This window comes from Flavobacterium salmonis (assembly GCF_903819435.1).
GTDB classification, from domain to species: Bacteria; Bacteroidota; Bacteroidia; order Flavobacteriales; family Flavobacteriaceae; genus Flavobacterium; species Flavobacterium chungangense.
Window position 1 is genome coordinate 19,606 of record NZ_CAIJDP010000088.1, and the last position, 26,146, is coordinate 45,751.

At 32.9% G+C, this 26,146-nt stretch carries 28 protein-coding genes; 16 read left to right on the forward strand and 12 right to left on the reverse strand.

What is annotated here, in order from left to right; genetic code table 11:
• Nucleotides 1-26: 26 nt before the first annotated feature.
• From FLACHUCJ7_RS21270 to FLACHUCJ7_RS21310, 9 genes are all read left to right on the forward strand, one after another.
• A complete protein-coding gene (locus FLACHUCJ7_RS21270; RefSeq protein ID WP_078225857.1) occupies nucleotides 27-704 on the forward strand; it encodes a DUF2461 domain-containing protein in 678 nt (225 codons plus the stop codon).
• Nucleotides 705-713: 9 nt separating this feature from the next.
• The gene (locus tag FLACHUCJ7_RS21275) at nucleotides 714-1,772 is read left to right on the forward strand and encodes a glycosyltransferase (protein ID WP_180910359.1); all 1,059 of its coding nucleotides are present in this window, start codon (nucleotides 714-716) and stop codon (nucleotides 1,770-1,772) included.
• Nucleotides 1,773-2,089: 317 nt separating this feature from the next.
• Nucleotides 2,090-3,103 carry a UDP-N-acetylmuramate dehydrogenase gene (gene murB, locus FLACHUCJ7_RS21280; RefSeq protein ID WP_078227881.1) on the forward strand — a complete coding sequence of 338 codons (1,014 nt, stop codon included), beginning with the start codon at nucleotides 2,090-2,092 and terminating at the stop codon, nucleotides 3,101-3,103.
• Nucleotides 3,104-3,133: 30 nt separating this feature from the next.
• Complete coding sequence (locus tag FLACHUCJ7_RS21285; RefSeq protein ID WP_031455897.1) at nucleotides 3,134-3,631, forward strand: hypothetical protein; 498 nt, start codon at nucleotides 3,134-3,136, stop codon at nucleotides 3,629-3,631.
• An 82-nt stretch (nucleotides 3,632-3,713) separates the two neighbouring features.
• Complete coding sequence (locus FLACHUCJ7_RS21290) at nucleotides 3,714-4,328, forward strand: FMN-binding negative transcriptional regulator (protein WP_180910360.1); 615 nt, start codon at nucleotides 3,714-3,716, stop codon at nucleotides 4,326-4,328.
• An 82-nt stretch (nucleotides 4,329-4,410) separates the two neighbouring features.
• A complete protein-coding gene (locus FLACHUCJ7_RS21295; RefSeq protein WP_180910361.1) occupies nucleotides 4,411-5,517 on the forward strand; it encodes a glycosyltransferase in 1,107 nt (368 codons plus the stop codon).
• The gene (locus tag FLACHUCJ7_RS21300) at nucleotides 5,508-6,059 is read left to right on the forward strand and encodes an RNA polymerase sigma factor (RefSeq protein WP_078225854.1); all 552 of its coding nucleotides are present in this window, start codon (nucleotides 5,508-5,510) and stop codon (nucleotides 6,057-6,059) included. The genes FLACHUCJ7_RS21295 and FLACHUCJ7_RS21300 overlap by 10 nt, the downstream gene beginning before the upstream one ends.
• 158 nt (nucleotides 6,060-6,217) lie before the next feature.
• Entirely contained in the window at nucleotides 6,218-7,060 is an 843-nt protein-coding gene (locus tag FLACHUCJ7_RS21305; RefSeq protein WP_180910362.1) for an energy transducer TonB, read from the forward strand.
• Between the two features lie 176 nt (nucleotides 7,061-7,236).
• Entirely contained in the window at nucleotides 7,237-7,617 is a 381-nt protein-coding gene (locus FLACHUCJ7_RS21310) for a PH domain-containing protein (RefSeq protein WP_031455903.1), read from the forward strand.
• A 53-nt stretch (nucleotides 7,618-7,670) separates the two neighbouring features.
• On the opposite strand, the gene FLACHUCJ7_RS21315 is transcribed toward FLACHUCJ7_RS21310, so the two are convergent.
• The gene (locus FLACHUCJ7_RS21315) at nucleotides 7,671-8,534 is read right to left on the reverse strand and encodes a M48 family metalloprotease (protein WP_180910363.1); all 864 of its coding nucleotides are present in this window, start codon (nucleotides 8,532-8,534) and stop codon (nucleotides 7,671-7,673) included.
• 238 nt (nucleotides 8,535-8,772) lie between these two features.
• Here FLACHUCJ7_RS21315 and lipA point away from each other — a divergent pair, with 238 nt between their 5' ends.
• From lipA to FLACHUCJ7_RS21330, 3 genes are all read left to right on the forward strand, one after another.
• Nucleotides 8,773-9,639: a lipoyl synthase gene (gene lipA / locus FLACHUCJ7_RS21320; RefSeq protein WP_180910364.1), complete on the forward strand. Its 867-nt coding sequence runs from the start codon at nucleotides 8,773-8,775 to the stop codon at nucleotides 9,637-9,639.
• 61 nt (nucleotides 9,640-9,700) lie between these two features.
• Nucleotides 9,701-10,699, forward strand: coding sequence for a type I glyceraldehyde-3-phosphate dehydrogenase (gene gap / locus FLACHUCJ7_RS21325; RefSeq protein WP_078225850.1), 999 nt, complete (start codon nucleotides 9,701-9,703; stop codon nucleotides 10,697-10,699).
• Between the two features lie 26 nt (nucleotides 10,700-10,725).
• Nucleotides 10,726-12,612 (forward strand): ATP-binding protein, encoded by a 1,887-nt coding sequence (locus FLACHUCJ7_RS21330; protein ID WP_180910365.1) that lies wholly within the window; start codon nucleotides 10,726-10,728, stop codon nucleotides 12,610-12,612.
• Between the two features lie 13 nt (nucleotides 12,613-12,625).
• Here the strand turns inward: FLACHUCJ7_RS21330 and lpxK are convergent, their stop codons facing one another.
• Genes lpxK through FLACHUCJ7_RS21345 form a run of 3 tightly spaced genes read right to left on the reverse strand, consistent with a single transcriptional unit; the run spans nucleotide 12,626 to nucleotide 14,149 of the window.
• Entirely contained in the window at nucleotides 12,626-13,636 is a 1,011-nt protein-coding gene (gene lpxK, locus FLACHUCJ7_RS21335) for a tetraacyldisaccharide 4'-kinase (RefSeq protein WP_180910366.1), read from the reverse strand.
• 4 nt (nucleotides 13,637-13,640) lie between these two features.
• Nucleotides 13,641-13,922: a Txe/YoeB family addiction module toxin gene (locus FLACHUCJ7_RS21340; RefSeq protein WP_180910367.1), complete on the reverse strand. Its 282-nt coding sequence runs from the start codon at nucleotides 13,920-13,922 to the stop codon at nucleotides 13,641-13,643.
• On the reverse strand, nucleotides 13,898-14,149 hold the full coding sequence (locus FLACHUCJ7_RS21345) for a DUF2683 family protein (protein ID WP_180910368.1): 252 nt from the start codon (nucleotides 14,147-14,149) through the stop codon (nucleotides 13,898-13,900). Before FLACHUCJ7_RS21345 ends, FLACHUCJ7_RS21340 begins: the two co-directional genes overlap by 25 nt.
• A gap of 103 nt (nucleotides 14,150-14,252) precedes the next feature.
• On the opposite strand from FLACHUCJ7_RS21345, the gene FLACHUCJ7_RS21350 reads away from it, so the two are divergent.
• From FLACHUCJ7_RS21350 to rluF, 4 genes are all read left to right on the forward strand, one after another.
• Complete coding sequence (locus FLACHUCJ7_RS21350; RefSeq protein ID WP_180910369.1) at nucleotides 14,253-15,347, forward strand: Nif3-like dinuclear metal center hexameric protein; 1,095 nt, start codon at nucleotides 14,253-14,255, stop codon at nucleotides 15,345-15,347.
• A 3-nt stretch (nucleotides 15,348-15,350) separates the two neighbouring features.
• Entirely contained in the window at nucleotides 15,351-16,130 is a 780-nt protein-coding gene (locus FLACHUCJ7_RS21355; RefSeq protein ID WP_180910370.1) for a zinc ribbon domain-containing protein, read from the forward strand.
• A gap of 55 nt (nucleotides 16,131-16,185) precedes the next feature.
• Entirely contained in the window at nucleotides 16,186-17,037 is an 852-nt protein-coding gene (locus FLACHUCJ7_RS21360) for an alpha/beta fold hydrolase (RefSeq protein ID WP_180910371.1), read from the forward strand.
• A gap of 150 nt (nucleotides 17,038-17,187) precedes the next feature.
• Nucleotides 17,188-18,000 (forward strand): 23S rRNA pseudouridine(2604) synthase RluF, encoded by an 813-nt coding sequence (rluF, locus tag FLACHUCJ7_RS21365; RefSeq protein WP_031455915.1) that lies wholly within the window; start codon nucleotides 17,188-17,190, stop codon nucleotides 17,998-18,000.
• A gap of 39 nt (nucleotides 18,001-18,039) precedes the next feature.
• On the opposite strand, the gene FLACHUCJ7_RS21370 is transcribed toward rluF, so the two are convergent.
• The 8 genes from FLACHUCJ7_RS21370 to FLACHUCJ7_RS21405 all read right to left on the reverse strand — a co-directional run bounded on the left by FLACHUCJ7_RS21370 (nucleotide 18,040) and on the right by FLACHUCJ7_RS21405 (nucleotide 26,125).
• A complete protein-coding gene (locus tag FLACHUCJ7_RS21370; RefSeq protein WP_180910372.1) occupies nucleotides 18,040-18,786 on the reverse strand; it encodes a LytR/AlgR family response regulator transcription factor in 747 nt (248 codons plus the stop codon).
• Complete coding sequence (locus FLACHUCJ7_RS21375; RefSeq protein ID WP_230408893.1) at nucleotides 18,779-20,518, reverse strand: tetratricopeptide repeat-containing sensor histidine kinase; 1,740 nt, start codon at nucleotides 20,516-20,518, stop codon at nucleotides 18,779-18,781. Before FLACHUCJ7_RS21375 ends, FLACHUCJ7_RS21370 begins: the two co-directional genes overlap by 8 nt.
• 20 nt (nucleotides 20,519-20,538) lie before the next feature.
• Nucleotides 20,539-21,009, reverse strand: coding sequence for a hypothetical protein (locus tag FLACHUCJ7_RS21380; protein ID WP_180910373.1), 471 nt, complete (start codon nucleotides 21,007-21,009; stop codon nucleotides 20,539-20,541).
• A 256-nt stretch (nucleotides 21,010-21,265) separates the two neighbouring features.
• Nucleotides 21,266-22,648 (reverse strand): DUF4153 domain-containing protein, encoded by a 1,383-nt coding sequence (locus tag FLACHUCJ7_RS21385; RefSeq protein ID WP_180910374.1) that lies wholly within the window; start codon nucleotides 22,646-22,648, stop codon nucleotides 21,266-21,268.
• Nucleotides 22,649-22,784: 136 nt separating this feature from the next.
• Nucleotides 22,785-23,075 carry a winged helix-turn-helix domain-containing protein gene (locus FLACHUCJ7_RS21390; protein WP_180910375.1) on the reverse strand — a complete coding sequence of 97 codons (291 nt, stop codon included), beginning with the start codon at nucleotides 23,073-23,075 and terminating at the stop codon, nucleotides 22,785-22,787.
• Nucleotides 23,076-23,079: 4 nt separating this feature from the next.
• Nucleotides 23,080-23,694: a hypothetical protein gene (locus FLACHUCJ7_RS21395; protein WP_078225839.1), complete on the reverse strand. Its 615-nt coding sequence runs from the start codon at nucleotides 23,692-23,694 to the stop codon at nucleotides 23,080-23,082.
• 407 nt (nucleotides 23,695-24,101) lie between these two features.
• On the reverse strand, nucleotides 24,102-25,028 hold the full coding sequence (locus FLACHUCJ7_RS21400) for a magnesium transporter CorA family protein (RefSeq protein ID WP_180910376.1): 927 nt from the start codon (nucleotides 25,026-25,028) through the stop codon (nucleotides 24,102-24,104).
• Between the two features lie 212 nt (nucleotides 25,029-25,240).
• Nucleotides 25,241-26,125, reverse strand: a complete 885-nt coding sequence (locus tag FLACHUCJ7_RS21405) for a bifunctional 5,10-methylenetetrahydrofolate dehydrogenase/5,10-methenyltetrahydrofolate cyclohydrolase (RefSeq protein WP_180910377.1) — start codon at nucleotides 26,123-26,125, stop codon at nucleotides 25,241-25,243.
• Between the last annotated feature and the right edge of the window lie 21 nt (nucleotides 26,126-26,146).

The following is a 26,146-nucleotide window of genomic DNA, read 5'->3' on the forward strand; positions in this document are numbered from 1 at the left end:
GAAACAACTGCAATAAAAAATCGATTATGCTTACAAAAGAATCATTGCAATTTTTAGACGATTTAAAAAAGAACAATAACAGAGACTGGTTTCAGGACAATAAAAAACGGTACGAAGTATTCAAAAAAGATTATCATCAACTGGTAAGTGATTTCCTAGATGTAATGAAACCCCTTGATCCTTCACTGGAATTATTAGAAGTCAAGAATTGTACTTTTAGGATTAATCGTGATATTCGATTCTCAAAAGACAAATCACCTTACAAAGCACATTTAGGCGTTTGGATGTCTGCCGGAGCTAAAGGAGCGAATCGTGCTGGATATTATGTTCATATTGAAAAAGGCGCCAGCTTTATTGCAGGAGGATTTTATTCGCCGGAAGCCGAGGATTTAAAAAAAGTCCGTAAAGAAATTGCATTTTTTCACGATGATCTGGAAGCTATTTTGGCTGATAAAAATTTCAAAAAAGAATTTGGAAATTTAGATATAAACGAAAATAATTCTCTTAAAAGCATGCCTCGTGGTTACGAAAAAGATCATCCGGCAATTGCCTTTTTAAAATTAAAAAGTTTTACTGCTACTCAAAAATATGACATTTCTGAAGTCACCAAAAAAGATTTTGTTGGCAAAATGAGTCAGAAACTAATCGCACTAAAACCTTTAAATGAATTCATTAATCGCGCTTTAGAAACAGAGGAATTTTAAGTTTATCGAATGAAAAAAAGGAAAATACTTTTTCTGGGAGAATCCTATCGTGCCGATGCTATAACATGGATGAAAGGCCTGAAAGAATTTGGCGATTTCGAAATCAGCACCTGGGAACTTCAAACACCAAACAATTCAAAACTGAATCGGTTCAAACGTCTTTTTGAATATATCTTTTCTCCTGTTTCGATTAGAAAAACAATCCGTCAGCAAAAACCAGACATGATTATTGCAGAAAGAACAACCAGTTATGGTTTTCTTGCCGCAATTTCCGGAATGCATCCAATTGCAATTGCTCAGCAAGGCCGAACTGATTTATGGCCTGAAACTTCTGTTTTATATCCCTTAAAAAAATTAATTCAAAAATATGCTTTCAAAAAAGCCGATTTAATTCACGCCTGGGGACCTGTAATGACTATTTCGATGAGAGAAATTGGCGTGGATATGAATAAAGTCCTGGTTCTTCCAAAAGGAATTGATTTATCTATTTTTACTCCGTCAACCCATAATCCAAAAAGAATTGAAGCAATTGTAACACGTTCTCTCCAACCAGAATACCGACACGATTCTATTCTAAAAGCTTTTGGAATTTTAAACCAAAAAGGAATTGATTTTTCATTAACCATCGTTGGCGACGGAACCCGATTGCAGTTTTTGAGAGATCTGGCAAAAGAATTGCAAATCGAAAACAAAGTAATCTTTACAGGAAGAATTCCGAATACAGAACTCCCTAAATTACTACAGCAATCGAATATTTATATCAGCATGCCCATTACCGAAGGTGTTTCAGCCTCTTTATTTGAAGCTATGGCCTGTAATTGTTATCCCGTAGTTTCGGATATTCCGGGAAATCAAAGCTGGATTAAACATCGTAAAAACGGACAGTTGATTGAAATTGATAATATCGAAATGCTGGCCGAAGAACTGATTTGGGCTATTAAAAATATCGAATCCCGAAATATAGCTATTCTTCAAAATAGAAACTTTGTAGAAGATAATACTAATTATGACATTAATATGAAAGTCATAGCAGACAAGTATCATACCCTATTGAATTTAAATAAATAATTGCAACATTTTTATCGGTTGAACGTTAAGTACTATTTTGGCATTTATTACAGAAACAGAATTTAGCTCCAATTAATACACCTCAGATATATTTCGCTAACCTCATAAAAACAGATTCGTATCGAATAGCTGACTTTTTAATTGCATCAGCATCAACAATCTACACCAATTAACGAGGCGTGAAAAATCTGATAAAATAACCAAAAAGACTGAAAAAAGCAATAATATTACACATTAAAACCAACTATAATAAATTACAATCATTACATTTGAAATCAATTATGCCCAAATACGGGATTTACAAAAGCGTTATATTTATGGAAATCCAATCCAATTTTTCTTTAAAAAACTACAATACTTTTGGCATAGAAGCCAAAGCTAAACAATTTGTTGCCGTACATTCAGTTGATGAATTGAAAACTATTTTGAAGGAAAATAAAAACGAGAAAAAATTCATCTTAGGCGGAGGAAGCAACATGCTTTTAACGCAAGACATTGACGCTTTGGTGATTCATATTGATTTGAAAGGTAAAAAAATGATCAAAGAAGATGATGATTTCGTTTGGGTCGAAAGTCAGGCCGGAGAAACATGGCACGATTTCGTACTTTATACAATAGACAATAATTTTGGAGGACTGGAAAACATGTCCCTGATTCCTGGAAATGTTGGAACAACACCTGTTCAGAATATTGGTGCATACGGAACCGAAATAAAAGACACCTTTGTTTCCTGCGAGGCAATAAACATTGAATCTCAGGAAATGAAAACCTTCACAAATACCGAATGTAATTTTGGATATCGTGAAAGTATTTTTAAAAACGAAGTAAAAGATCAATACATTATTACATCGGTAATTTACAAATTGACAAAACGCAATCATAAAATCAATACCTCATATGGCGATATTACTATAGAATTGACCAAGAACAGCATTACTGTTCCGACCTTAAAAGATGTCAGTAACGCCGTTATCGCTATCAGAAAAAGTAAGTTACCTGATCCTAAAGAATTAGGAAACAGCGGGAGTTTTTTTAAAAATCCAATTTTATTAAAATCTCATTTCGAAAAAATTCATAAAAAGTTCCCTGAAATGAAATACTATGAAGTTTCTGAAACCGAAGTAAAAGTTCCGGCGGGATGGTTAATCGAACAGGCAGGTTTTAAAGGAAAACGCTTTGGCGATGCCGGAGTTCATAAAAATCAGGCTTTGGTTTTGGTAAATTACGGAAATGCAACCGGGCAGGAAATTCTGGCGGTTTCTAGAGATGTTCAAAAAACAGTTTTTGAAATTTTTGGCATTCAAATCGAAGCGGAAGTAAATGTTATTTAAACTAGATTTTTTTACCTATTTAACTCCTAAATGAAAAAACTAAATATTAGAGTAATTTTATTTCAGTTGATCGGAATAATTTTCTTAATTCATGGCATGCTGCAATTAAGGTTTTATACTGTTGCAGAAAAATTCATTTGTGCTACAAATCATTTTCAGGATCAAAAATCGGAATGCTGGAATAGATTATTTCCAACTACTGAAGATATTTCCAGTTTTTGGCCTAGTATTTATATCTGGATATTCTTAGGCTTATCAGCTGGAGTCATTCTAATTTCTTTTTTGAATTGGAAGTATAAATTTTCATCTCTAAATACAATTTTAGTCTCAATAGTAATGTACATTATTATAAGACTTAAATTCTTCAGAAAAGGAGTATTCTCGAGACTATTCGATTTTTTTGCTTCATCAATTACTGATGATTTTGCCTTACGATTTATCATTGGAGGAATTACTTTTACTGCCTTTGGAATTATCGTTTTATGGCTAAGTGTTAATCCAAAATTGTTTAATTTTAGAAAAACTTAGTTTCAAGCCTTTTTTCAATCAAAGCATATGTGAACGATTTATAAGTTTTAGCAAGACAAAAAAACACTTAAAACATTCCTAAATGTATACACCTGACTTATATAAAAATGAAGATCCGGAATCGATCAGAACTTTTTTAAAAGAAAACAGTTTTGGAATTTTAATCAATCAGACAAATGGCAAATTATGCGCAACCCATATTCCGATTGAACTTGAAGTGAATGCTGACGGAAAAGAAATCCTTCAGGGACATATTTCAAAACTGAATCAGCAGGCTGAAGGTTTTACTGAAAATGATCAGGTTTTAGCAGTATTTACCGGCCCACATTCGTATATTTCTTCTTCGTGGTATGATCATGAGAATGTGCCTACATGGAATTACATAGCCGTACATGTTTACGGACGAATTAAAATTGTAGACGAAGCTGCTTCAATAGAACAACTTAAAAAATTAGTTGATAAATATGAAGCCAACTCAGAAAACCCTGTTATTGTAGAAAACTTATCTGCAAAAACAATGCGCGAAGCTAAAGGTATTTTTGGTTTTGAGATAGAAATTGATGAAATTCAGGCCACTAAAAAACTATCACAAAATCGTGATGACCAAAATTATAAAAATATAATTTCAGAGTTAAAAAAGACCGAAAACCCTCAGGCTATTGCCGTTGCAAAAGAAATGTCGAAATGCAGAAAGTAAATCGGTTTTAATCATTGAAAATTAGGAATTCATAAGTACATTTGCACTCGCAAGATTCAAAAATTAAAAGACATTAAAACAGATGCTTATACTTTTACTTTACTTCTTTATTGCTGTTGTATTCATACAAATTTTTTATTACTTAGGGATTTTTGGAAAGTTCGCTTTTGGAAAACCTCAAACCATTACACCAAAAAAACTTCCGGTTTCTGTAATTGTCTGTGCAAAAAACGAAGAAGAAAATGTAAAAAAATACATTCCATTATTGGCGGAGCAAAATTACCCTGATTTTGAAATTGTTTTAATTGACGATGCATCTAGTGATGAAACGTTAGAAGTTTTTGAGGAATTTGAAAAACAATATTCAAACATTCGATTAGTAAAAGTAAAAAACAACGAAGCTTTTTGGGGGAATAAAAAATACGCTTTAACTTTAGGCATCAAAGCCTCTTCAAAAGATTATTTACTATTTACTGATGCAGATTGCTATCCAGTCTCAAAAGAATGGATTACTGCCATGACTTCACAATTTACCATGAATAAAACTATTGTATTAGGATATGGAGGTTATGAAAAAACGGAACGTTCTTTATTAAATAAAATTATCCGTTTTGAAACAGTTCTTACAGCATTACAATATTTTTCATGGGCAAAAACAGGCCTTCCTTACATGGGAGTCGGGAGAAATCTGGCTTACAAAAAAGAAGAGTTTTTTAATGTAAACGGTTTTATTGAACACATTCAGGTTCGTTCAGGCGATGATGATTTATTTGTAAACCAGGCGGCAAACAAAGCAAACACTACAATTGCATATACAGCTGAAAGTTTTACTTATTCAAAACCAAAAGAAACCTACAAAGAGTGGTTTACACAAAAAAGAAGACACGTTGCTACTGCAAATTATTATAAATTTTTCGACAAAATTCAATTAGGTCTTTTTTACAGCTCACAATTATTATTCTTTTTATTAGTTATACTTTTACTAGCTTTTCAATTTCAATGGATCATAGTCCTGGCATTATTAGCAACCCGCTATACGATTGTATGGATTGTATTCGGATTTTCTGCAGGAAAATTAAAAGAAAATGATCTTAAAGTTTGGTTTCCTATTATTGAAATCGTGCTTGTAATTATTCAAATTAATATATTTATAACTAATATTTTTTCAAAACCAGCAAATTGGAAATAAATTCTAAAATAGAAAAAGCAAAAGAAGGCGATCAAATCGCCTTTACTTTTTTATTAGATTTTTACTGGAATGAAGTGTACGGATTTATGTTGAAACGTACCGAAAATGAGACTACAGCTGAAGATATTACTATTGAAACTTTCTCAAAAGCTTTCGATAAGATTGCAACTTACAACCCGGATTTTCAATTCAACACCTGGTTAATCAGTATTGCAAAAAACGTTTACATTGATTTACTGCGTAAAAAGAAAACGAATCTTTTTATAGAAATCACAGACAATGAAGATCAACAGGCCTACAATATTGCCGACCCTACTCCCTCTGCAGAAGATGCACTGATTAAAGAGCAAAATTTATCCCGCTTGCTTTTATGCATCAAAGAATTAAAACCACATTATCAGGAAGTCATTCAGTTGCGTTATTTTCAGGAAATGACTTATCAGGAAATTGCACTCAAAATTAATGAGCCTTTAAGCAATGTAAAAGTAAAATTACTTCGTGCTAAAAAATTATTAGCAGAAATTATCGAACGAAATAGATAATTTACTATCTTTAATCAAAGAATAAGATATCAGCATATTTATTCTTAAAAAACCAAACATTTCACACACAAAAAGTTCTTTGTTTTCGTTATTAGTTAAACTATAAACCTTGTCATGCTTATGATTTAATGTTACTTAACCTTTTAAATCTAATTACTATGTCTAAATTAAGCCTTTACGAAACCAAATGGACTGATCTTGTTTTCGAAAACAAAAACAAAGAGTACGGCGCGTACCAATTACGTCAGGAGAATACCAAAACAACAATTACCGCACTATTTATGGCGTTGCTATTGATAGCTGCACTAGGAAGTTTGTCTATGTTGGTTGGTAAACTTACAAAATCATCTGCTATAATCGAAAATCTTCCTCCTATAGACGAAGTAATTAGAACAGTTGATTTAGATCAGATAATAAAACCTAAAACGGAAGAAGCCGTTGCCCCACCAGCACAGCAACAACAAGCTGTTACCCAAGTAACACAATCCAGTCAATTAGTAAACCCTGTTGTCGCTGTAACTCAGGATGCTATACAAAACATTGCAACAAACAAAGACAATGCTCCAGTAATAGATAATACTTCTACCGGAACTGGAACTGCTGTCAATGTATTGCCAACAACAGGCGGTAATGGAACGGGAGGAGAAGCAACTAAAACAACAGGCGACGGAAATACGGTTGTAAGCACAGCCATATTAGACAAAATGCCGGAATTCCCGGGTGGAATGGCTAAGTTCTACACTTATGTTGGAAACAACTTTAACAAACCTGAACTGGACGCTGAAAGAACATTGCGAGTATATGTTTCTTTTGTTATCGAAAAAGACGGCTCAATGACTGATATTACAGTAAAAAACGATCCTGGTTACGGATTAGGAAAAGAAGCTATACGTGTTCTAAAATCATTAAGAACAAAATGGACTCCGGGAATATTAGAAGGAAAACCGGTGCGAACCGCTTATAATCTTCCGATAATAATAAAAACGGAAATGGAACAATAACAACACAAAAAGCAGAATTTAGGTTCTGCTTTTTTTTTATTAAATTTTGACCCTAATAAGAAAATTACAATTAAACTTCATTTCCTAATCCCTGAAAAACTCATTCCTATATTTTAACTACTTTTACAACTATTAAAAAAACATATTAGTTGTATAACATTAAAAAACTAAAAAAAATGGGAATATTTTCAGCAATTCTTGGCAACGCCGGTTCAGTAAGCCAGGAAGATTTAATTAAAAAATACGGACAGCTTTTAACCGATAACGAAGAAATCGAAATGGGTTTTAAATTAATCCGGGACACTTTTGTCTTCACTAATAAAAGATTAATTTTAGTTGATGTACAAGGAATTACAGGAAGCAAGACCGAATACAAGTCAATTTCATACAAAAGTATTACACGATTCAGCGTAGAAACTGCCGGAACGTTCGAACTTGATGCCGAATTAAAAATCTGGGTTTCAAGCGAATTACAACCGAGTATTATAAAACAATTTAATAAATCAGTAAATGTTTATGATGTGCAAAAAGTATTGGCACATCATGTTTTAGGATAAAACAACAAACCCGACAATATTAAACTTGTCGGGTTTTCTGTTTTTCAGACTTCTTATTTCTTTTTAGTTGTCTTTTTCTTTGTTGTTGCTTTTTTAGCAGGTGCCGGTGCGGTATTTACAATTTTTTGCTGCACATACGCTTTATACAAACCATCTTTCTCTGCTCTCTTTTTAGCATCTTCAGCTCTTTGTTTTGAATCCGGATGCGAACTCATCATCTGATCTAAAAAAGAAGACTGAGTTCCTTCGCTCATTTTGGCTAATATCCTGAATGCAGATTCTTCGGCATTAACATTATAACCATTCTTTTTCATAAAATTATAAGCAAATAAATCAGCTTCAGCTTCTTGTTTACGACTATGCTTGCTATCAATCATGGCACTTCCAATTTTCCCTAACTGACTATCCGTAAGACTTGTAACAGTTGCAGACTGGGACGAAACCCCATCTATCAAAGCTTCTTTTTGATAAGCTGCACGCATAGCATCTCTTGAATCATTATTAGCAACGTGACCAATTTCATGACCAATAACAGCCAGTAATTCGTTATCATCCATAATATCCATTAATCCTGAATAGACTCTTACACTTCCATCTGCTGTTGCAAATGCGTTTACTTCTTTTATTTTATACACTTTATAATTTAAAGTATAACCGTCACCAGAAGTGTGCTTACCAAAAACCCTGTTTAATCTTAAGGTGTAAGGATCAGTAGGACCTGCAACTTCGTGTTCTGCGTCTAATTTAGCTACAGCTTCTTTAGATAATTTAGCTGCATCTTCGTTTGTAAGGGTAAAACTAGCCACCCCTTTTTGAACTGCTCCTATAGCTTTTTCACCAAAATTAATTTGTGCCTGTACTTTTGTAAAGCTCAAAGAAGCCAATAGAATTCCTAAAACTATAAATTTATTTTTCATCTTTTTTAATTTAATTACAGAACAAATATACTTAGAACTAAAAATATAAAACGATTTATATTTATTTCTTTTAACCGTTAAAGAACCATAAATCCTCTACATTACTAAAATTAGCATCTAATTTATTATATAAAATTAACAAATTATCGATAATTAACAAATAAACTCGACAAGATAACAATTAGACACATCTCTAACTTATACAACTTTGCGTATATTTGTAGTTCAATTTTAATGTATGGAAACTGTAGTAGAAAATATCCCTACCGGAAAACCAAAATGGTTAAAAGTAAAACTTCCAATTGGTCAAAAATATACTGAACTTCGTGGTCTGGTAGACAAATATAGCTTAAATACCATCTGTACTTCAGGAAGTTGCCCAAATATGGGTGAATGTTGGGGAGAAGGAACTGCAACTTTTATGATTTTAGGTAATGTATGTACCCGCTCTTGTGGTTTTTGTGGTGTAAAAACCGGAAGACCAGAAACAGTAGATTGGGATGAACCAGAAAAAGTAGCACGTTCTATCAAAATAATGAACATCAAACATGCTGTAATTACAAGTGTAGACAGAGATGATTTGAAAGATGGCGGTTCTATTATCTGGATTGAAACCGTAAAAGCAATTCGACGTATGAACCCAAATACGACCCTTGAAACTTTAATTCCGGATTTTCAGGGAATTGAAAGAAATCTTGACCGAATTGTAGAAGCAAATCCTGAAGTTGTTTCTCATAATATGGAAACTGTTCGCCGTTTAACCCGTGAAGTACGTATTCAGGCAAAATACGATCGTAGTTTAGAAGTTTTACGTTATTTAAAAGAAAAAGGGATTAACAGAACCAAATCGGGAATTATGTTGGGACTTGGCGAAACTGAAGAAGAAGTTTTTCAAACCATGACTGACTTGCGTAATGCAAACGTTGATGTAGTAACTATTGGTCAATATTTACAGCCCAGCAAAAAACATTTACCTGTAAAAGAGTTTATAACTCCTGAGCAATTTGCCAGATATGAGAAATTCGGACTTGAACTTGGATTCCGCCATGTAGAGAGCGGCTCTCTTGTTCGTTCATCTTATAAAGCACAAAAACATATATTGTAAAAAGTTTATTCGGTTAATCATTAATTGTTTAACCGATTAAACAAACCAACAGAATAAAAAATTGAAAACTAGAATTGCTATAAATGGTTTTGGAAGAATTGGCAGAAATTTATTTCGATTACTTTTAAACCATCCCGAAATTGAAGTGATTGCAATTAATGATATTGCAGACAACAAAACGATGTCACATTTGATAAAGTATGACAGTATTCACGGAGTTTTACCTTTTACGGTATCTCATGACGAAAAAAGCATAATAGTTAATGAAAAACATTATATGTTTTTTCATGAAAAAAATATTTCAAATTTAGACTGGAAAAGTCATAATATAGATTTTGTAATTGAATCAACAGGGAAATACAAAACCTACGAAGAGTTAAATGCACATATTGAAGCAGGAGCCAAAAGAGTGATTCTTTCTGCTCCGTCAGAAGTAGACACTATAAAAACTGTTGTTTTAGGAGTAAATGAAGGAATTTTAGACGGAAGCGAAAAAATTGTTTCGAATGCAAGCTGCACGACAAACAATGCTGCTCCGATGATAAAAATAATTGATGAGTTATGCGGAATTGAACAAGCCTATATTACCACTATACATTCCTATACAACCGATCAGAGTTTACATGATCAACCGCATAAAGATTTAAGAAGAGCAAGAGGAGCCAGTCAGTCTATTGTTCCTACGACAACTGGGGCTGCGAAAGCACTAACAAAAATTTTTCCGGGTTTACACCAAAAAATTGGGGGCTGCGGAATTCGTGTTCCGGTTCCTGACGGTTCTTTAACTGACATTACGTTTAATGTAAAACGTGCTGTAACAATAGATGAAATTAATGATGCTTTTGAAAAAGCATCCCAAACATATTTAAAAAACATTTTAGATTACACAGAGGATCCAATCGTATCAGTTGATGTAATAGGCAATACAAATTCATGCTTATTTGATTCTCAACTAACTTCTGTTATCGATAAAATGGTAAAAGTCGTTGGCTGGTATGATAATGAGATAGGCTATTCATCAAGACTTATCGATTTAATTATACTGATGAAAAAAACATAAGATTCCATTATAAAAAGTATTACATTATGAAATACCTTTTTATTTTTATCAGTTTTTTTTACACTTTTTTGTATTCGCAAACTAAACCGGATACAGATAGTTCTTCCTATTATAAAAAATTAGCCATCTCCGATAAAAAAGCAGACATCGTTGTACAAAAATCCAATTTCAGGAATTCTTATGAATATCTGAATTTCCAGAAAGCGATGACATACAAATCACTTAAAAATTACACATTAGCTTCTAAAACGCTAAAAAAGATCGTTCAACGCCCTGACAATAATAATACTTTAGGTGTCAGATCAGAAGCTTACTATCAACTTGGATTAATTGAAACACAACTAAAAAGAAATGATTCTGCCATTTTTTACTTTAATAATGCTTTAGAGGAAAATTCAAAAACTAAAAATTTAAAACAAAAAGCAAATATTACATTAGCCATAAGCAACTATCACAAAAACAACAAAGAATACGAGCGTGCTTACAATTACCTGAGTGAATATTATCAAATAGAGCATAATATTCTAAAATTAAATGACAGCAAATTCAATTTTGATAAACATAAAAAAAACAATCAAATTCATCTTTTAAATGAAGAAAAAAGAAAAAGCGAGGAAAATGCACAGATAAAAACGTATCGATACTCAAAGTTGATAAGCATTTTAGCCATTGCGCTAATCTCAATTCTTTCTTTATTGAGTCTGGCTCTCTACAAAAACAATGTTATTAGAAATCAGAATAATTTAGTTTTAAGAGAAAAAAACAAAGAACTTATTCTGGCAAAAAATAAAGCTGAAGAAGCTTCAAAAGCCAGAACTGATTTTTTATCAACAGTAAGCCATGAGCTTCGAACACCATTAAATGCAATTAACGGTATCGCGCATCTGTTACTTGAAGAAAGCCCAAAAGAATCACAACTAAAATATTTAGATTCATTGAAATTCTCAGGAAATTACCTCACTACCTTTATCAATGAAATACTTGAAATAAACAAAATTGATTCAACTAAAATTGAAATAGAAAAAATTTGTTTCGACCTAAAAGCGTTACTTAACAATATTCAAAATTCTTTAAAGGAATTAGCAGCAGCCAACAATAATCATTTTTTACTAGAAATAGACGATGCTATTCCGGATAATTTAATTGGCGATACAACCAAACTTTCTCAAATAATCCTGAATCTAATTAACAATGCCTTAAAATTTACCCAAAACGGCAAAGTAACACTTATCGCAAAATTACATGCTCTGGAAAACGAAAAAGCAACAGTTTATTTTGAAATTACGGATAACGGAATCGGAATTCCTAAAGATAAACAGAAAAAAGTTTTTGAAAGTTTTTCACAAGGTTCTATAGAAGTTAATCGCAAATATGGCGGAACAGGTTTGGGACTTACAATTGTAAAAAAACTCATTCACCTATTAGGAGGTAAAATTCACTTAGAAAGTGAAGTAGGCAAAGGTTCTACGTTTAATTTTAAATTAAACTTCGACATCAGTAAAAACCCGTCAGAAAAAATTCAGGAGGCAAAATCTTATAATGATGATCAATTAAAAAACAAAATCATTTTGTTGATTGAAGACAATAAAATCAATCAGATGATTACCCGTAAAATGCTCGAAAACAAATCTATATACTGTGAGATACTTGATAATGGAGAAGAAGCAATTGAATTATTAAAAATAAAAACTTTTGATTTAATTTTAATGGATGTTCATTTACCTGGTATAAGCGGCACAACAGCAACAAAACTTATACGTGAATTTAACAAAACAACACCAATCATCGCCCTTACGGCTATTTCGCTCGATGAAAACAGAGAGCAGCTTTTATCTTTTGGAATGAATGATGTAATTACAAAACCTTTTGTTCCTGATATATTTTACAACACTATTGCTACGTTTTTTGATTGATTTTTTAATCTAACTAACTTTTTACATACTGCAAAATAGTTGCGTCAAAATTTTGCTTATGATTTATAAAAGTACTTTTTATAGGCAAATAATACAAATTCGAAATTATTTCAGCATCTTTTAAACGCACATAATCTTTTTCGGTTGTAATGATTTTTTTGTTTTGAGCTTTATTTCGAATTTCATTTAAATCGTTTTCAGAAAAATGATGATGATCAGGAAAAGTAAGACATTCATCATTTTCATTCTTCAAATAATCAAAAAAAGGTTTCGGTTTTGCAATTCCGGCCAAAAGTACTTTTGGTTCTGATTTTATTTCGTTTACAGCTATTTTTTCTTCTACATTATAAATTGCATCATCATAGTCTATAAAAGTAAAATAGATTTGTTGACCGCAATTTAATTTTAGTTTCGAACGAATTTCGTCTTGTTTTTCATCAGACAAATTCTTTGAGCACTTTGTGACTACAATAATATTAGCTCTATTAGCCCCTCTCCTGCTCTCTCTCAAACTTCCTGTTGGCAGTATAAAATCATCTGCATACAAATCGCCAAAAGCAGTCAGTAAAATATAAAATCCCGCTTTTACTTTTCGGTGCTGATAGGCATCATCCAATAAAATAATTTCCGGTTTTATTTTCTGTGAAAGCAATTGTGTAATTCCGTTGGTTCTATTCGCATCAACCGCAACCTGAATATTTGGAAATTTCTGGTAAAACTGAAAAGGCTCGTCACCTAAAATTTCGGCATTCGAAGTTGAATCTGCCAAAATGAAACCTTCAGATTTACGTTTGTAACCACGACTTAAAGCAGCTACTCTGTAATTATCCGATAACAATCGAATTAGATATTCAATCTGAGGCGTTTTGCCAGTTCCGCCTACACTGAGGTTTCCAACCGCAATAACCGGAATATCAAATGAAGTAGATTTTAGAATTCCTTTATCAAAAAGAAAATTACGAATTGAAGTAATGAATCCGTATAAAATGGCAAATGGGAAAAGTATTTTTCGAAGTAAGTTCATAAAGTTATTTATCTGAATAATGCCCCATTGCGGAAATTACAAATACGGTTACAATTTCGTCATCAACGCGATAAATTAATCGGTCCTTTTGATTTATCCGTCTTGACCAAAATCCTGTATATTCATATTTTAATGGTTCAGGATTTCCAAAACCTTCATATAGATTTTCTGTAAGATCAATTAAAATTTTAGCAATGTTTTTAATAGAGATTTTATTTCCTGATTTTTTATGTTTTTCAATATCCTGATTTGCCACCTTAGTTACTTCAACCCTAAACTTCCCCATATATCATCTGGATTTAGCCTTGTTGTTTCACCATTTTTAATGTTCTCTTCCGCTTTTTTTACTTTCTCAACAAATTCAGGAGTATAAATACTTGGTTCCTCATTCACCTGTACATAATCATCAGTTTCAACAATTTCAATTCCTTCAACACCTTTAAAAAAAGCGTCAAACATAGCCATGAATGCTTTGCCTGACTTGGTATGTTCGTTAATTTTTATTGTAGTCATGATTATTAAATTTTATATTACAAATGTAGTAAATTTGTAATTGTAACAATAAGTTTTACATTGTGTCAATAATTGTTACTAACTAAAACCTGAAATTTCATAAATGAAAATCAAAAACATAATAGACGTACTCGAACAAATGGCTCCTTTGGCTTATGCCGAAGATTTTGACAATGTAGGCCTTTTAGTCGGAAATTCAGAAACTGAAAGTACGGGCGTTTTGGTTTGCCACGATGCATTAGAAAATGTAATCGAAGAAGCCATTGCTAAAAACTGCAATCTGGTCGTTTGTTTTCATCCGATATTATTTTCCGGAATCAAAAAACTCACAGGCAAAAACTATGTCGAGCGTGCCATTTTAAAAGCCATCAAAAATGACATCGCCATTTATGCCGTTCACACTGCGCTGGACAATCATTTGCAAGGAGTAAACAAAATATTTTGTGATGCTTTAGGCTTAACCCATACAAAGGTTTTGATTCCGAAGCAAAATTTCATTCAAAAATTAGTTACATACACAACGCCCAATAATTCAGAAAAAGTTAGAAATGCATTGTTTGAAGCTGGTGCAGGAACAATAGGGAATTATGACAACTGTAGTTTTAACTCTGAAGGCTTTTTTACTTTTCAGGGAAATGAAGACAGTAATCCTGTAATTGGCGAAAAAGGAAAACTACATACCGGAACCGAAATAAAAATTGAAGTTGTTTTTGAAAAATATTTGCAATCCGGAATCTTAAAAGCCCTTTTTGCCAATCATATTTACGAAGAAGTCGCTTATGAAATTTATGATTTACAGAATTCACATCAAAATATCGGGCTTGGGATGATTGGTGAACTGGAAACTGAAATGGATGAAAAAGACTTTTTGTATTTCGTAAAAGATAAAATGGTCGCCGATGGAATTCGTCATTCAGCCTTTACAGGAAAAAAAATAAAGAAAGTTGCCGTCTTGGGAGGATCAGGAAGTTTTGCCATCAAAAACGCACTTCAGGCGGGAGCAGATGCCTTTTTAACCGCCGATTTAAAATATCATCAGTTTTATGAAGCCGAAAATCGTTTACTTTTAGCCGATATTGGTCATTTTGAGAGCGAACGGTATACAAAAAATTATATTGTTGATTATCTTAGGAAAAAAATCCTTAATTTTGCAATCATTTTATCAGAAGAAAATACAAATCCAGTTAAGTACTTATAGAATATGGCGAATACGAAAGAATTAAGTGTTGAGGACAAGTTAAGAGCAATATACGATTTACAGCTTATTGACTCCAGAATTGACGAAATCAGAAACGTAAGAGGGGAACTTCCATTAGAGGTTGAAGATTTAGAAGATGAAGTTGCAGGTTTAAGCACTCGTTCAGAAAAACTTAAAAGTGAACTTGAAGTAGTTGAGGATCTTATCAAAACTAAGAAAAACGCTATTGAAGAGCACAAAGAAGTGATCAAAAAATACACAAAACAACAAGAATCAGTTCGCAATAACAGAGAATTTAATTCTTTGACCAAAGAAGTTGAGTTTCAGGAATTAGAAATTCAATTGGCTGAAAAACAAATCAAAGAAATGAAAGCTTCTATCGAGCATAAGAAAGAAGTTATTTCAAATCTAAAAGAAAAATTAGAAGCTAAAAGCAATCACTTAAAGCATAAAAAATCTGAATTGGATGCAATTATGGCAGAAACTCAAAAAGAAGAAATCTTCTTAACGGAGAAATCTGCTGAGTTTTCTGAGCAAATTGAAGCAAGATTATTAGCTGCTTACAACAGAATCAGAAGCAGCGTTCGTAATGGTTTAGCGGTAGTATCTATTGAAAGAGGTGCTTCTGCAGGATCATTCTTCACCATTCCACCACAGACTCAGGTTGAAATTGCTTCCAGAAAAAAAATCATCACTGATGAACATTCAGGAAGAATCTTAGTTGACAGCGCACTTGCTGACGAAGAGAGAGAAAAAATGGAACAATTGTTCTCTAAAATCTAAATAAAATTGTCCCGATCAACATCGGGACTTTTTTTTACCATAAAATTTATTGGTTTTGGGAATTAAAAAAGGAATTCGTTTTATTACATTAAAATCGGTAGGACAATACATTAACCTCCTCAGTTATGTCCGCCCACAAAAAGCCGTCGAACTTTCATACGCACTTTTCAGCCAGCCACGGGACGGCAGATTACTAAAAGAAAGTTTACCAAAATTTTTAAAAAACACAGAAACAGAAACGTTTCACCATAACGAACATCATTTTCAAACGTATATCTGGAAAGGAAACGAAACCAAAATCTTACTTGTTCATGGCTGGGAGAGCAACTCTTCCCGCTGGAAAAAAACGTTACCTCATCTTCAAAAATCAGGAAGCACTATTATTGCCATTGATGCACCTGCACACGGACAAAGCAGCGGAAGGGAATTTAACGTTCCGCTTTATGCCGAGTTCATCAATAAGGCAGTAGAAAAATACCGTCCGGATATTATAATCGGGCATTCTATTGGCGGTGCGGCCTGTGTTTACCATCAGTATTTATTTCCAAATACAAGTATTAATAAAATGGTAATTTTGGGAGCTCCTTCAGATCTAAAAACGCTGATTGACAATTATGTTTCGATGTTGAGTTTAAATACCAAAATGTTTTCGCTTTTAGAAAATCGTTTTTTAACACATTTCAATTTTAAACTCGAAGATTTCTCCGGAAAAAAATTTGCTTCTCAATTTAATATACCGGGTTTAATCGCTCACGACACAACAGACAAAATTGTTGCTTTTGAAGAAGGCAAAAAAATTGCCAGCAACTGGAAAAACAGTCAGTTTATCGAAACCAAAAATTTAGGACATGGCATGCACGATGACGAGTTGTATCAGAAAGTGATTGATTTTCTATTTTCTTCTTAAAAAAGATTCAAAGTTGCTAAGACCCAAAGGAACAAAGATTTTTTTCTGAGTTTCTGAGGTTAAAATTAAAAATTCATTTTTAGTTTTAAAAATCTAACAGTCTAACAATCTTAAAGTCTAAGAAGTCTAATTTTTGACTACTTTTGCAATATGGAAGAAAATCTAAAACGCCTTAATAAATTCATTGGAGAAACAGGGTATTGTTCCCGCCGTGAAGCAGATAAACTCATCGAAGAAGGACGCGTAACCATAAATGGTGCCGTACCCGAAATGGGAACCAAAGTTTCGCCTGATGACGAAGTGCGCATAGATGGAAAACTAATCGTTGAAAAACACGAAAAAATGGTGTATCTGGCTTTCAATAAACCTACGGGAATTGAATGTACGACCAATCTTGAAGTCCGAAACAACATTGTCGATTATATCAATTACCCAAAACGTATTTTCCCAATCGGAAGGCTGGATAAGGCAAGTGAGGGATTGATTTTCATGACCAATGACGGCGATATCGTAAACAAGATTTTGCGCGCCCGAAACAATCACGAAAAAGAATATACCGTAACCGTAAACAAACCCATAACCGACCGTTTTATACAACGCATGGGAAATGGTGTTCCGATTTTAGATACCGTTACCCGAAAATGTAAAGTAGAACAAATTAGTAAATACACCTTCAAAATTATTCTGACACAAGGTTTAAATCGTCAGATTCGAAGAATGTCTGAGTATTTAGGGTATGAAGTTACTGCTTTAAAACGCATCCGGATTATCAACATTTCACTGGATGTTCCTGTGGGACGCTACAGAGATTTAACCGATGCTGAAATAAAAGAATTAAATCAGTTAATTGAACCTTCCAGTAAAACTGAAGAAGCCAGTTTACCAAAACCGGAAGCTCCAAAAAGAAGAACAGAATTTATTTCAAAACACGATCCCCGATTTAAAAAAAGAGGAGATTATTAAGCTTTCGCTATAACAATCTCCTTGATTTTCAAATAATCTCTATTTTAATATTCTAAAGTGTTTTACAAAGTCTTTGTACTTATCGCTTAGCGTAACTTTGTGATTGCCTTTTAGAACAATCAAATTGTCATTCACAATTATTTCCTGAATTTTTGTAGCGTTTACAATATAATTTCGATGGGTCTGAAAAAATTTTGCCGGATCCAGCAGCTGAATGATTTTGGTCAGGGAGATTAAAATGACGAATTTTTCTGCTTCGGTTATAATGTTGCAATAGCGGTCTTCGACTTCTATGTACACAATATCCTTGATTTGTACCTTCTTCAAGGATTTATTTTTTTTGATAAACAGTGAATCATTACTTATTACGGCATTTTGATCTTCGCTGTGAAAAGCATTGGTCTGTCCATAAAACTTTTCGACAGCCATTTCGAGTGCGTACAAAATTTCCAGTTCGTTAAATGGTTTCAGCAAAAAGCTAAAAGGCTTGGTCAGTTTAGCTCTTTCAAATATCTGACGATCCTTTGAACTGGTTAAAAAAACAAAAGGTTTTACGCTATTGGGAACAATATTTATTGTTTCTGCAAAAGTAATTCCGTCCGGTTTTCCATCTAAGAAAACATCGATAACGACGATGTCAATTGTATTTTTGTAAAAAAGGGTTAGTGCATCCTGATAGGTACGGGCAATCCCGACAATGTTGTAATTATTTTCGGTCAGTACTTTTACAAGCGCGTCGCTTTCTTCGGGTGTATCTTCGACAATAAGTACATTTATATTATCCATGGTTTTTAAACTTTGGTAATGCAATGATAATCCTGGTTCCAACATTTTCTTCACTCTCAATATCGAGTGTTCCTTCGTTTTTGCGAATCAGGCTTTTGCATAACTGCATTCCTAATCCGGTTCCTATGATATCATCGTTTTGCTTTTTAGAAAGCAAAATGGTCTCTTTTAATAATTCCTTTCGGGTTGCTTCGTTCATTCCTAATCCGGTGTCTTCGATGACCAGATAACAAAATTCTTCTGATGCAGGACGGCTGTAAATAGAAATCGTTCCGTTTTCTTTAGAGAATTTAATCGCATTGTCTAAAAAGTTCCGAATTATGATTTTAAGCGAATCCAGATCAGCAAACACATAATCTGAAGCAGTAACATTGATTACAAAACTGATATTCTTGTTAAGCATTAAAGGTCTGTAATTGTACTCTACATGCTGCACAATCGAAGACAAATGCAAGGATTCCTGGTAAAAATAGCTCTGCTGGGTTTGCAATAAAGCCCAATTGAGCAGGTTGTCCAGCAAATTGTATGCACCACTGGCAATGGAGCTGTTTTTGTGCAGTAAAACATCAAGTTCCGTGTAGTTTTTACTTTCCAGATTGTCCAGAAGTTTACTATTACTCACTTTCAGGGCATTTACAGAGGAACGTAAATCATGACTGACGATTGAGAACAATTTATCTTTTGTAGCATTGAGTTCATCCAGTTCGTTTTTCTGCGCTAAGATGATTTTATTGCTCCTGATTTTTTGCCTGTAAAAATAAACTCCGGTACCCAACAGCACAAACAATAAAACCGAAGAAATGAGAAACCCATTTCTTTCGGCTATTTTTGCTTTATTCTCGGCTGCGAGAATGTTGACTTCTTTTTGCTTTTGTTTTATGGCAAATTTCTTTTCGAGATCTGCAATAGCCCAGACTTTGTTTTGATCGTTTAGGAAATCTTTCCAGGTTTCGTATTCTTTTCTGTAAGTTAAGGCTGAGGGAAAGTTTTTACGGTTTTCCTCAACTACCGCCATGTTTAATGTGGCGTTTTGTTTTAATTCATATGCCTTTTTAACTTTTTTAGAAAGATGATATGCCTTTTCAAAATAAGGTATCGCTTGGTCATCTTTATACTGAACATAATACAAAGTGGCAATATCCATATAAGATCCAATTAGCATTAAACTATCTTTTTGAACTTCTTGCAATTTAACACTTTCAAAAAGATACTCCTCTGCCTTATCAAATTTTTCAAGATGTAAATAACATAATCCTAAATTATGAAATACAGTACTTTTTTTAAAATCATAAAAATCTTCATTTAACTTTTCAATCGCATTAAAATGTGATAATGCTATTTTAAATTCACTTTGTTCTAAAGCAATTTCACCTAATGAAAAATTGACTTTATAATAAAATTTAAAATCAGAAGAAATCAAGTTAAACTCTTTTTTCGCTTCTTTAAGAATTTTTTTTTCAAAAAAGCTTATTGCTCTAAAATAATGGCAATAATTCGATAACTCAGCATTATTTTTACCACTAAGTTGTTTCATCGAATAAACCAATGTAGAATCCCATTCTTTTTCAAAAAAGAAACGTTGAGCTTTATTAAAATTAATTTGCTCACTATATTTTAAGCCCGTTTTTTTTATTTCAAATCTCATCAATTTATAATCAGATTCTTTTTGTGAAAAAACAAATGTAGTATTTAATACAGAGAGCAAAGCAATAAAAAAAACTCTAATCATCATTTTTTGATTATAATTTCATCCTAATTATGTTGTACATTAGTAACTGTACCTCTAGATGATACTGGATCTATATCCCAAAGAAAAGTTTGAATTGTTGTTAGGTTTGAAAGTCCTCCAATAAAAATATCTGCATCAGCCTGAAAGATTACTTCATAAATAAACAAATCTCCCGATAATTCTTCAGGCTGATTGTATACTATAAAAAACTGTAATTGTGCATCTCCCTCAATATCTATATAGGTATTCTGAATGATGCTATAATCAAGTACTTCGTTTTTGATGGCCTCAGCATCTACATAAATAATAGCATTCATCGTAAGTGTATTGTCTTTGGCAGAATAGTAGGCTTCAACATAAGGAGCTAGAATCTCTACAGATTTCGTTTCCTGAAATGTCACATTTCCTATTGAATTTGCTCCTTCAATAGGCGTAATATCTGTTCCTGGAGGATAAATGATTACAGGGCATTCAGTTGGGGTAATTTTTTCCATGGTAAATAATTTTTAGGTTTGTTAATTAATATTTAGATTTTATGAATCCTGTTAATTAAGCCATATTTAACTGACATAACAAGCAAATTTCACAAATCAAATATAACAAAGTATTTCTTAATAAGTTTTGTTTAAGTGTACATTCAACGTTATTATTAGCTTTTTGTCAATAAAAAATTGAATAAAATCGATTAAAAAGATTTTTTTATAAAAAAAATCCTACTCGTTATTGAATAGGATTTCTTTAGTTATTTTACTATTTCTTCAAAAACTCATAATACAATGCTTTTGATAAAAACGTTTTTTTCTGATGATTCTGAATTCGGGTTTCTCTATGTAAATTAATATTCTTGTGTTCAATTTTATTCTCTAAAAAATAGGCATTACGCGATTCATCATTAAAATTCAAATCACTTAAAAACACCGGCTCTACTCCTTTATTTACTGAAATATTATAATTGGTAATCAGATTTCCCCAATTGAAATAACTGCAAATCAAAATCGTTCCGTATACATACCAAATCATGTGGTTAAAAAGATAAGCGTTTGTTTTTTGCCTGATTATTTTTTGAAAAGAAACCATTAAACCTATAATTGCTAAAGCTAAAAACAAGTATACGCCAAGCCTTTTATAAGTTAACCCGAAAAATGCAATATATTCAGTGTTTTTCATCACCGCACTTACAATTAAAACACAGTTTAATGCAATCCAGATTTTGGCGAGCCTTTTGAGCTGTGCGGCTTTTTCATCAAAATTGAATCCGCCTTTGAAATAAAACAGAATTACCCCGACAGCCATAACGATGGAGAAGATTACAGCATTTACGCGTTCGTGTGTGTCTGAACTTAAATTTGTTTTCTCGACCACTTCAAAAAACTGCTCGTAATTATAGGTCCCGATGAAAATCAACAACATTAGATTTAGCAATACCAGCGTAATTTCGCCACTCTTTCTTTCAAAATCTACATCCAGGAAAGAAAATGTATTTTGGTTTTCTATTGTGTCTGTATTGCTGAAATCATTATCTAATACATGTTTTTTTTCATAACAAACTTCCGGGATCCAGTAATTCCAAAAACTGAAAGAAATATAGAACCCTAAACCTGAAATAACGATTAACTGCCAAAGATCAATATCTAAAGTATAATCTGTAAAGAGTGAAGAAAAATGATCGCTTCCGAAAGAATAGACAATAAAAAAGAGTCCTAAAAAAACGGTTGGGATAATCACGAAGGCAACGAGTTTTTTTGCAAAATTATTATGGATTTTCTTTTCGGGAAGCCATTGTTTAAACATGAAAATGCGTCCTAAGGAAGTAATTCCGTTTAAAAAGATTAGCGGTATCACCTGAATTACTTTGAGTTCTCTTTCATGGGTTTTGAATTGTAAAAAGACAACTGATAATGACAACGCCCAAAAAGAGGCAAAATCTCCGTACCAGGCAAATGCCAGACAAGACAATATAGAGGTTACAACTAATATTAAATGGGTTCTGTCTGTAAATTTGTCCTGAAAAAAATAACAGATGGCCGCCGTTATTGCCAAACCGAACAGCGCCAGATTAATGCCCATTGTCTCATTGTAAAAAAGCAGTGTAAAAATCAAACTGCTAGCCAGAATAAATTGATGTTTTTTCATGGTTATAGAATTTTAGTTGTTGTGTTGAAATTAATTTATATCTTTTATGATTTTGTTTATATTATTTTTGATGTTATTTTAATATATTTAAAAGTACTTTGTATTTCAAAGTTTTTAGGCAAAAAAATTTGAATCTTTAAAATTTCATTAATTTTTCCAGATAATTGAGGTGCTCTTTAAAGGCAACACGCCCAAGATCGGTGACTCTGTATGAGGTTTTAGGTTTTTTTCCTACAAATTCTTTCTTTACTTCGATATACTGGGCTTTTTCAAGAGCAGAGGAATGACTTGCTAAATTACCGTCTGTGATATTCAAAAGTGTTTTCATTTCGGTGAAATCAATCCACTCGTTTACGATCAGAATAGACATTATACCTAATCTGACACGGCTTTCGAAATCTTTATTTAATTTATCAATAATTCCCATGGGCTTATTTGTATTTTTTGAACATTACTAATCCGTACAAGATGTGTAAAATACCAAATCCGATTATCCAAAAAATTAAACCATATCCTAAATAAAAAAGAGAAATAAATCCTAAAACCAGTTCGCAATATCCCAAATACTTTACATCAGAAAATGTATACTTTTCTGCATTTACAAGGGCTAAACCGTAGAAAATTAAAGTCACAGGAGCAACTAAAACATATATTTGGTGATATAAAAGCGCTAAACAAAATATTCCGCCTGACAAAAGTGGAATGGCTAAATTTAAAAGCATTTTTTTTGTTGCAGATGTCCAAATCGGCAAGTTGTATTTTTGGCTTTTTCTGATGGTAAAAAAGATTCCAAATGTAAATGCAAAGACCAAAATAAGAAGAGCAATCCAAACTAACTCTGAAACTAAACTGGCGGAATACAATTTATGATCACCATCAAAATAATCAAGACCGTTGGCTTTGAATAATTGATAAACGTACAATCCGCCGATAAGAGCTGACAATCCCGCAAAAACTCCTGAGAGTCCGCTTAAGGATATAAATCTTGAAGAGCGTTCCATCATAGAACGAATGTGAGCTAAATCTTCCTGGTGCTTCTGATTCATAAATAAAGTACTTTGTATTGCAAAGTTAGTATTTATTTTGAATTGGCAAATAAAAATCTAAAAATATTTTTAAGGATAATGTAGATTCTTCTTTCGAGGTTTCTAAAACCTTACAGGTCATTAGTCTTGTTAGAATAAAAAATAATATTGTTATAGTGCTTAAAGTATACCCGAAAGGTTTTGAAAAACTTGCAGGAACTATGGGTTTATAATTTCCTGTGAGCCGCGTGAGGGATAGAAATAAGCTACCGAAGTAGCATGGATAGCCCGACCCTGTTTGCGGAAAGGCGCACAATATACGTCAAGATTAGAGCGCCTTTTTGCAAACAGGGTCACGCCCAAAGTATATAAAAACGAAAAAGCCTATTTGTAGTGAACAGGCTTTTGTTTTATAGTGAGATTTTTAATTAAAACCATCTTCTTCTTTTGAATAATAAAACCCCTAAAACAGATAAAATAATGGAAACCAAAAGCAGAATCCAGATTCCGTATCTGCTCTCTTCTAAACCATTGGGTACATTCATTCCGTACAAACTGGCAATGAGCGTAGGAATCATCAGAATTATTGAGATAGACGTCATTTGCTTCATAATATTATTCATGTTATTGGAAATTACTGAAGCATAGGCATCCATCATTCCTGTTAAGATGTTGCTGTAAATATTAGCCGTATCCTGTGCCTGACTTAATTCGATTTCGACATCTTCCAGCAAATCCAAATCGTAATTTGCCTTATGTGCTTTTAGGTTTTTAACTCGCTGAAATAAGACATCGTTGGCTTTTAGAGAAGTAATAAAAAACACGAGACATTTCTCGATTTGAAGTAATGCCTGCAGCTCTTCGTTTTTGATGGATTTCTCCAAATTATCTTCGGCAAGTTTTATTTTTTGATTGACTTGTTTTAAATATTTTAAATACCAGACGCTCGATGAAAGCAGCAATCGTAAAACCAAATCAGGATTGTCTTTGATTTCAATATTCTTACGTTGTGAATACGAGACAAAATCTGCTATGATTTCTGTTTTGTAAAACGTAATGGTTACACAGATATCTTCTTTAAAAATCACGCCCAGCGGAATCGTCTGAAATGGCAATTTAACATCATCGCTTTTGATAGGAACCCGCATAATAATCAGCGTCCAGCCATCTTCAATTTCGATACGGGGTCTTTCGTCGATATCCTCGATATCATTGTAAAAGGCTTCGGGAATCTGAAGCTCTTCTAATAAATATTTCTTTTCTGAATCTGTTGGATCCTGAATACTAATCCAGCAATCTGGATTCCATTTTGGGATTTCTGTTACTCCGTTGTTGTTTGTGTAAAAGGCTTTCATTTCAAAATACAGGGTGTTATCACAGCATTTTGAAATTTTTCAAAAGCTGCTTTAATTTAATACTAACGAATAATAATCGTCCATTTGGAGAAGTGTTTTTTTAGTGGTGCAAAAGTATCTTTTATTTTTAAAACCTGAAACTTTAAACTAAAAATTAAAATAACAAAGCCCACTCTTTTGAATGGGCTTGTTTATTGATATTCTGTAAAATATTATTTTCCTGCGCTTCTCATTTTACGTGCTAAAAGTGTATTTTTAAGCAACATGGCAATTGTCATTGGCCCTACTCCACCCGGAACCGGGGTAATGAAAGATGCTTTTTTGCTTACACCATCAAAATCAACATCTCCTTTTATAACATATCCTTTTGGATTTGCTGCATCTTCAACTCTTGTAATTCCAACATCAATAATTACAACTCCGTCTTTTACCATGTCTCCTTTTAAAAATTCAGGAACTCCTAAAGCTGTTATAATGATGTCGGCATTTTTAGTAAATTCGGCTAAATTTTTAGTACGGCTGTGTGTTAAGGTAACGGTTGAATCTCCCGGATTGCCTTTACGGCTCATCAGGATACTCATTGGACGTCCTACAATATGACTTCTCCCAATTACAACAGTATGCTTTCCTGCAGTTTCTACTTTATAACGCTCCAACAATTCCATAATTCCGAATGGTGTTGCCGGAATAAAACTTTCCATTTCTAATGCCATTCTTCCGAAGTTTGTTGGATGAAATCCGTCAACATCTTTGTCAGGATCAATAGCTAATAAAATTTTTTGCTCATCTATGTGTTTTGGCAAAGGCAACTGAACGATATATCCGTCTAAATTATCGTCTTCATTTAACTCTTTTATTTTTGCTAATAAATCTACTTCGGTAATATCTTCAGGCAAGGCCACTAATGTTGAATCGAAGCCAATTTGCTGACAAGATTTTACTTTGCTTCCTACGTAGGTTAAACTTGCTCCGTTATTTCCAACAATTACTGCTGCCAAATGAGGCACTTTTCCGCCGGCTGCTTTTATGGATTGAACTTCGGCTGCAATTTCGTTTTTAATGTCTTCAGATGTTTTTTTACCGTCTAGTATTTGCATTGTTTTTTGTTTCAGGTTTAA

Bases quoted from the DNA above. Each gene is read 5' to 3' on its own strand.
- FLACHUCJ7_RS21310 (WP_031455903.1), top strand. From the start codon at position 7,237: ATGGGAATATTTTCAGCAATTCTTGGCAACGCCGGTTCAGTAAGCCAG.
- FLACHUCJ7_RS21340 (WP_180910367.1), bottom strand. From the start codon at position 13,922: ATGGGGAAGTTTAGGGTTGAAGTAACTAAGGTGGCAAATCAGGATATT.
- FLACHUCJ7_RS21270 (WP_078225857.1), top strand. From the start codon at position 27: ATGCTTACAAAAGAATCATTGCAATTTTTAGACGATTTAAAAAAGAAC.
- FLACHUCJ7_RS21285 (WP_031455897.1), top strand. From the start codon at position 3,134: ATGAAAAAACTAAATATTAGAGTAATTTTATTTCAGTTGATCGGAATA.
- FLACHUCJ7_RS21375 (WP_230408893.1), bottom strand. From the start codon at position 20,518: ATGATGATTAGAGTTTTTTTTATTGCTTTGCTCTCTGTATTAAATACT.
- FLACHUCJ7_RS21305 (WP_180910362.1), top strand. From the start codon at position 6,218: ATGTCTAAATTAAGCCTTTACGAAACCAAATGGACTGATCTTGTTTTC.
- FLACHUCJ7_RS21290 (WP_180910360.1), top strand. From the start codon at position 3,714: ATGTATACACCTGACTTATATAAAAATGAAGATCCGGAATCGATCAGA.
- FLACHUCJ7_RS21275 (WP_180910359.1), top strand. From the start codon at position 714: ATGAAAAAAAGGAAAATACTTTTTCTGGGAGAATCCTATCGTGCCGAT.
- FLACHUCJ7_RS21405 (WP_180910377.1), bottom strand. From the start codon at position 26,125: ATGCAAATACTAGACGGTAAAAAAACATCTGAAGACATTAAAAACGAA.
- FLACHUCJ7_RS21380 (WP_180910373.1), bottom strand. From the start codon at position 21,009: ATGGAAAAAATTACCCCAACTGAATGCCCTGTAATCATTTATCCTCCA.
- murB (WP_078227881.1), top strand. From the start codon at position 2,090: ATGGAAATCCAATCCAATTTTTCTTTAAAAAACTACAATACTTTTGGC.
- FLACHUCJ7_RS21390 (WP_180910375.1), bottom strand. From the start codon at position 23,075: ATGGGAATTATTGATAAATTAAATAAAGATTTCGAAAGCCGTGTCAGA.
- lpxK (WP_180910366.1), bottom strand. From the start codon at position 13,636: ATGAACTTACTTCGAAAAATACTTTTCCCATTTGCCATTTTATACGGA.
- FLACHUCJ7_RS21355 (WP_180910370.1), top strand. From the start codon at position 15,351: ATGGCGAATACGAAAGAATTAAGTGTTGAGGACAAGTTAAGAGCAATA.
- FLACHUCJ7_RS21315 (WP_180910363.1), bottom strand. From the start codon at position 8,534: ATGAAAAATAAATTTATAGTTTTAGGAATTCTATTGGCTTCTTTGAGC.
- FLACHUCJ7_RS21350 (WP_180910369.1), top strand. From the start codon at position 14,253: ATGAAAATCAAAAACATAATAGACGTACTCGAACAAATGGCTCCTTTG.
- FLACHUCJ7_RS21395 (WP_078225839.1), bottom strand. From the start codon at position 23,694: ATGAATCAGAAGCACCAGGAAGATTTAGCTCACATTCGTTCTATGATG.
- FLACHUCJ7_RS21345 (WP_180910368.1), bottom strand. From the start codon at position 14,149: ATGACTACAATAAAAATTAACGAACATACCAAGTCAGGCAAAGCATTC.
- rluF (WP_031455915.1), top strand. From the start codon at position 17,188: ATGGAAGAAAATCTAAAACGCCTTAATAAATTCATTGGAGAAACAGGG.
- FLACHUCJ7_RS21330 (WP_180910365.1), top strand. From the start codon at position 10,726: ATGAAATACCTTTTTATTTTTATCAGTTTTTTTTACACTTTTTTGTAT.
- FLACHUCJ7_RS21400 (WP_180910376.1), bottom strand. From the start codon at position 25,028: ATGAAAGCCTTTTACACAAACAACAACGGAGTAACAGAAATCCCAAAA.
- lipA (WP_180910364.1), top strand. From the start codon at position 8,773: ATGGAAACTGTAGTAGAAAATATCCCTACCGGAAAACCAAAATGGTTA.
- FLACHUCJ7_RS21370 (WP_180910372.1), bottom strand. From the start codon at position 18,786: ATGGATAATATAAATGTACTTATTGTCGAAGATACACCCGAAGAAAGC.
- FLACHUCJ7_RS21295 (WP_180910361.1), top strand. From the start codon at position 4,411: ATGCTTATACTTTTACTTTACTTCTTTATTGCTGTTGTATTCATACAA.
- FLACHUCJ7_RS21385 (WP_180910374.1), bottom strand. From the start codon at position 22,648: ATGAAAAAACATCAATTTATTCTGGCTAGCAGTTTGATTTTTACACTG.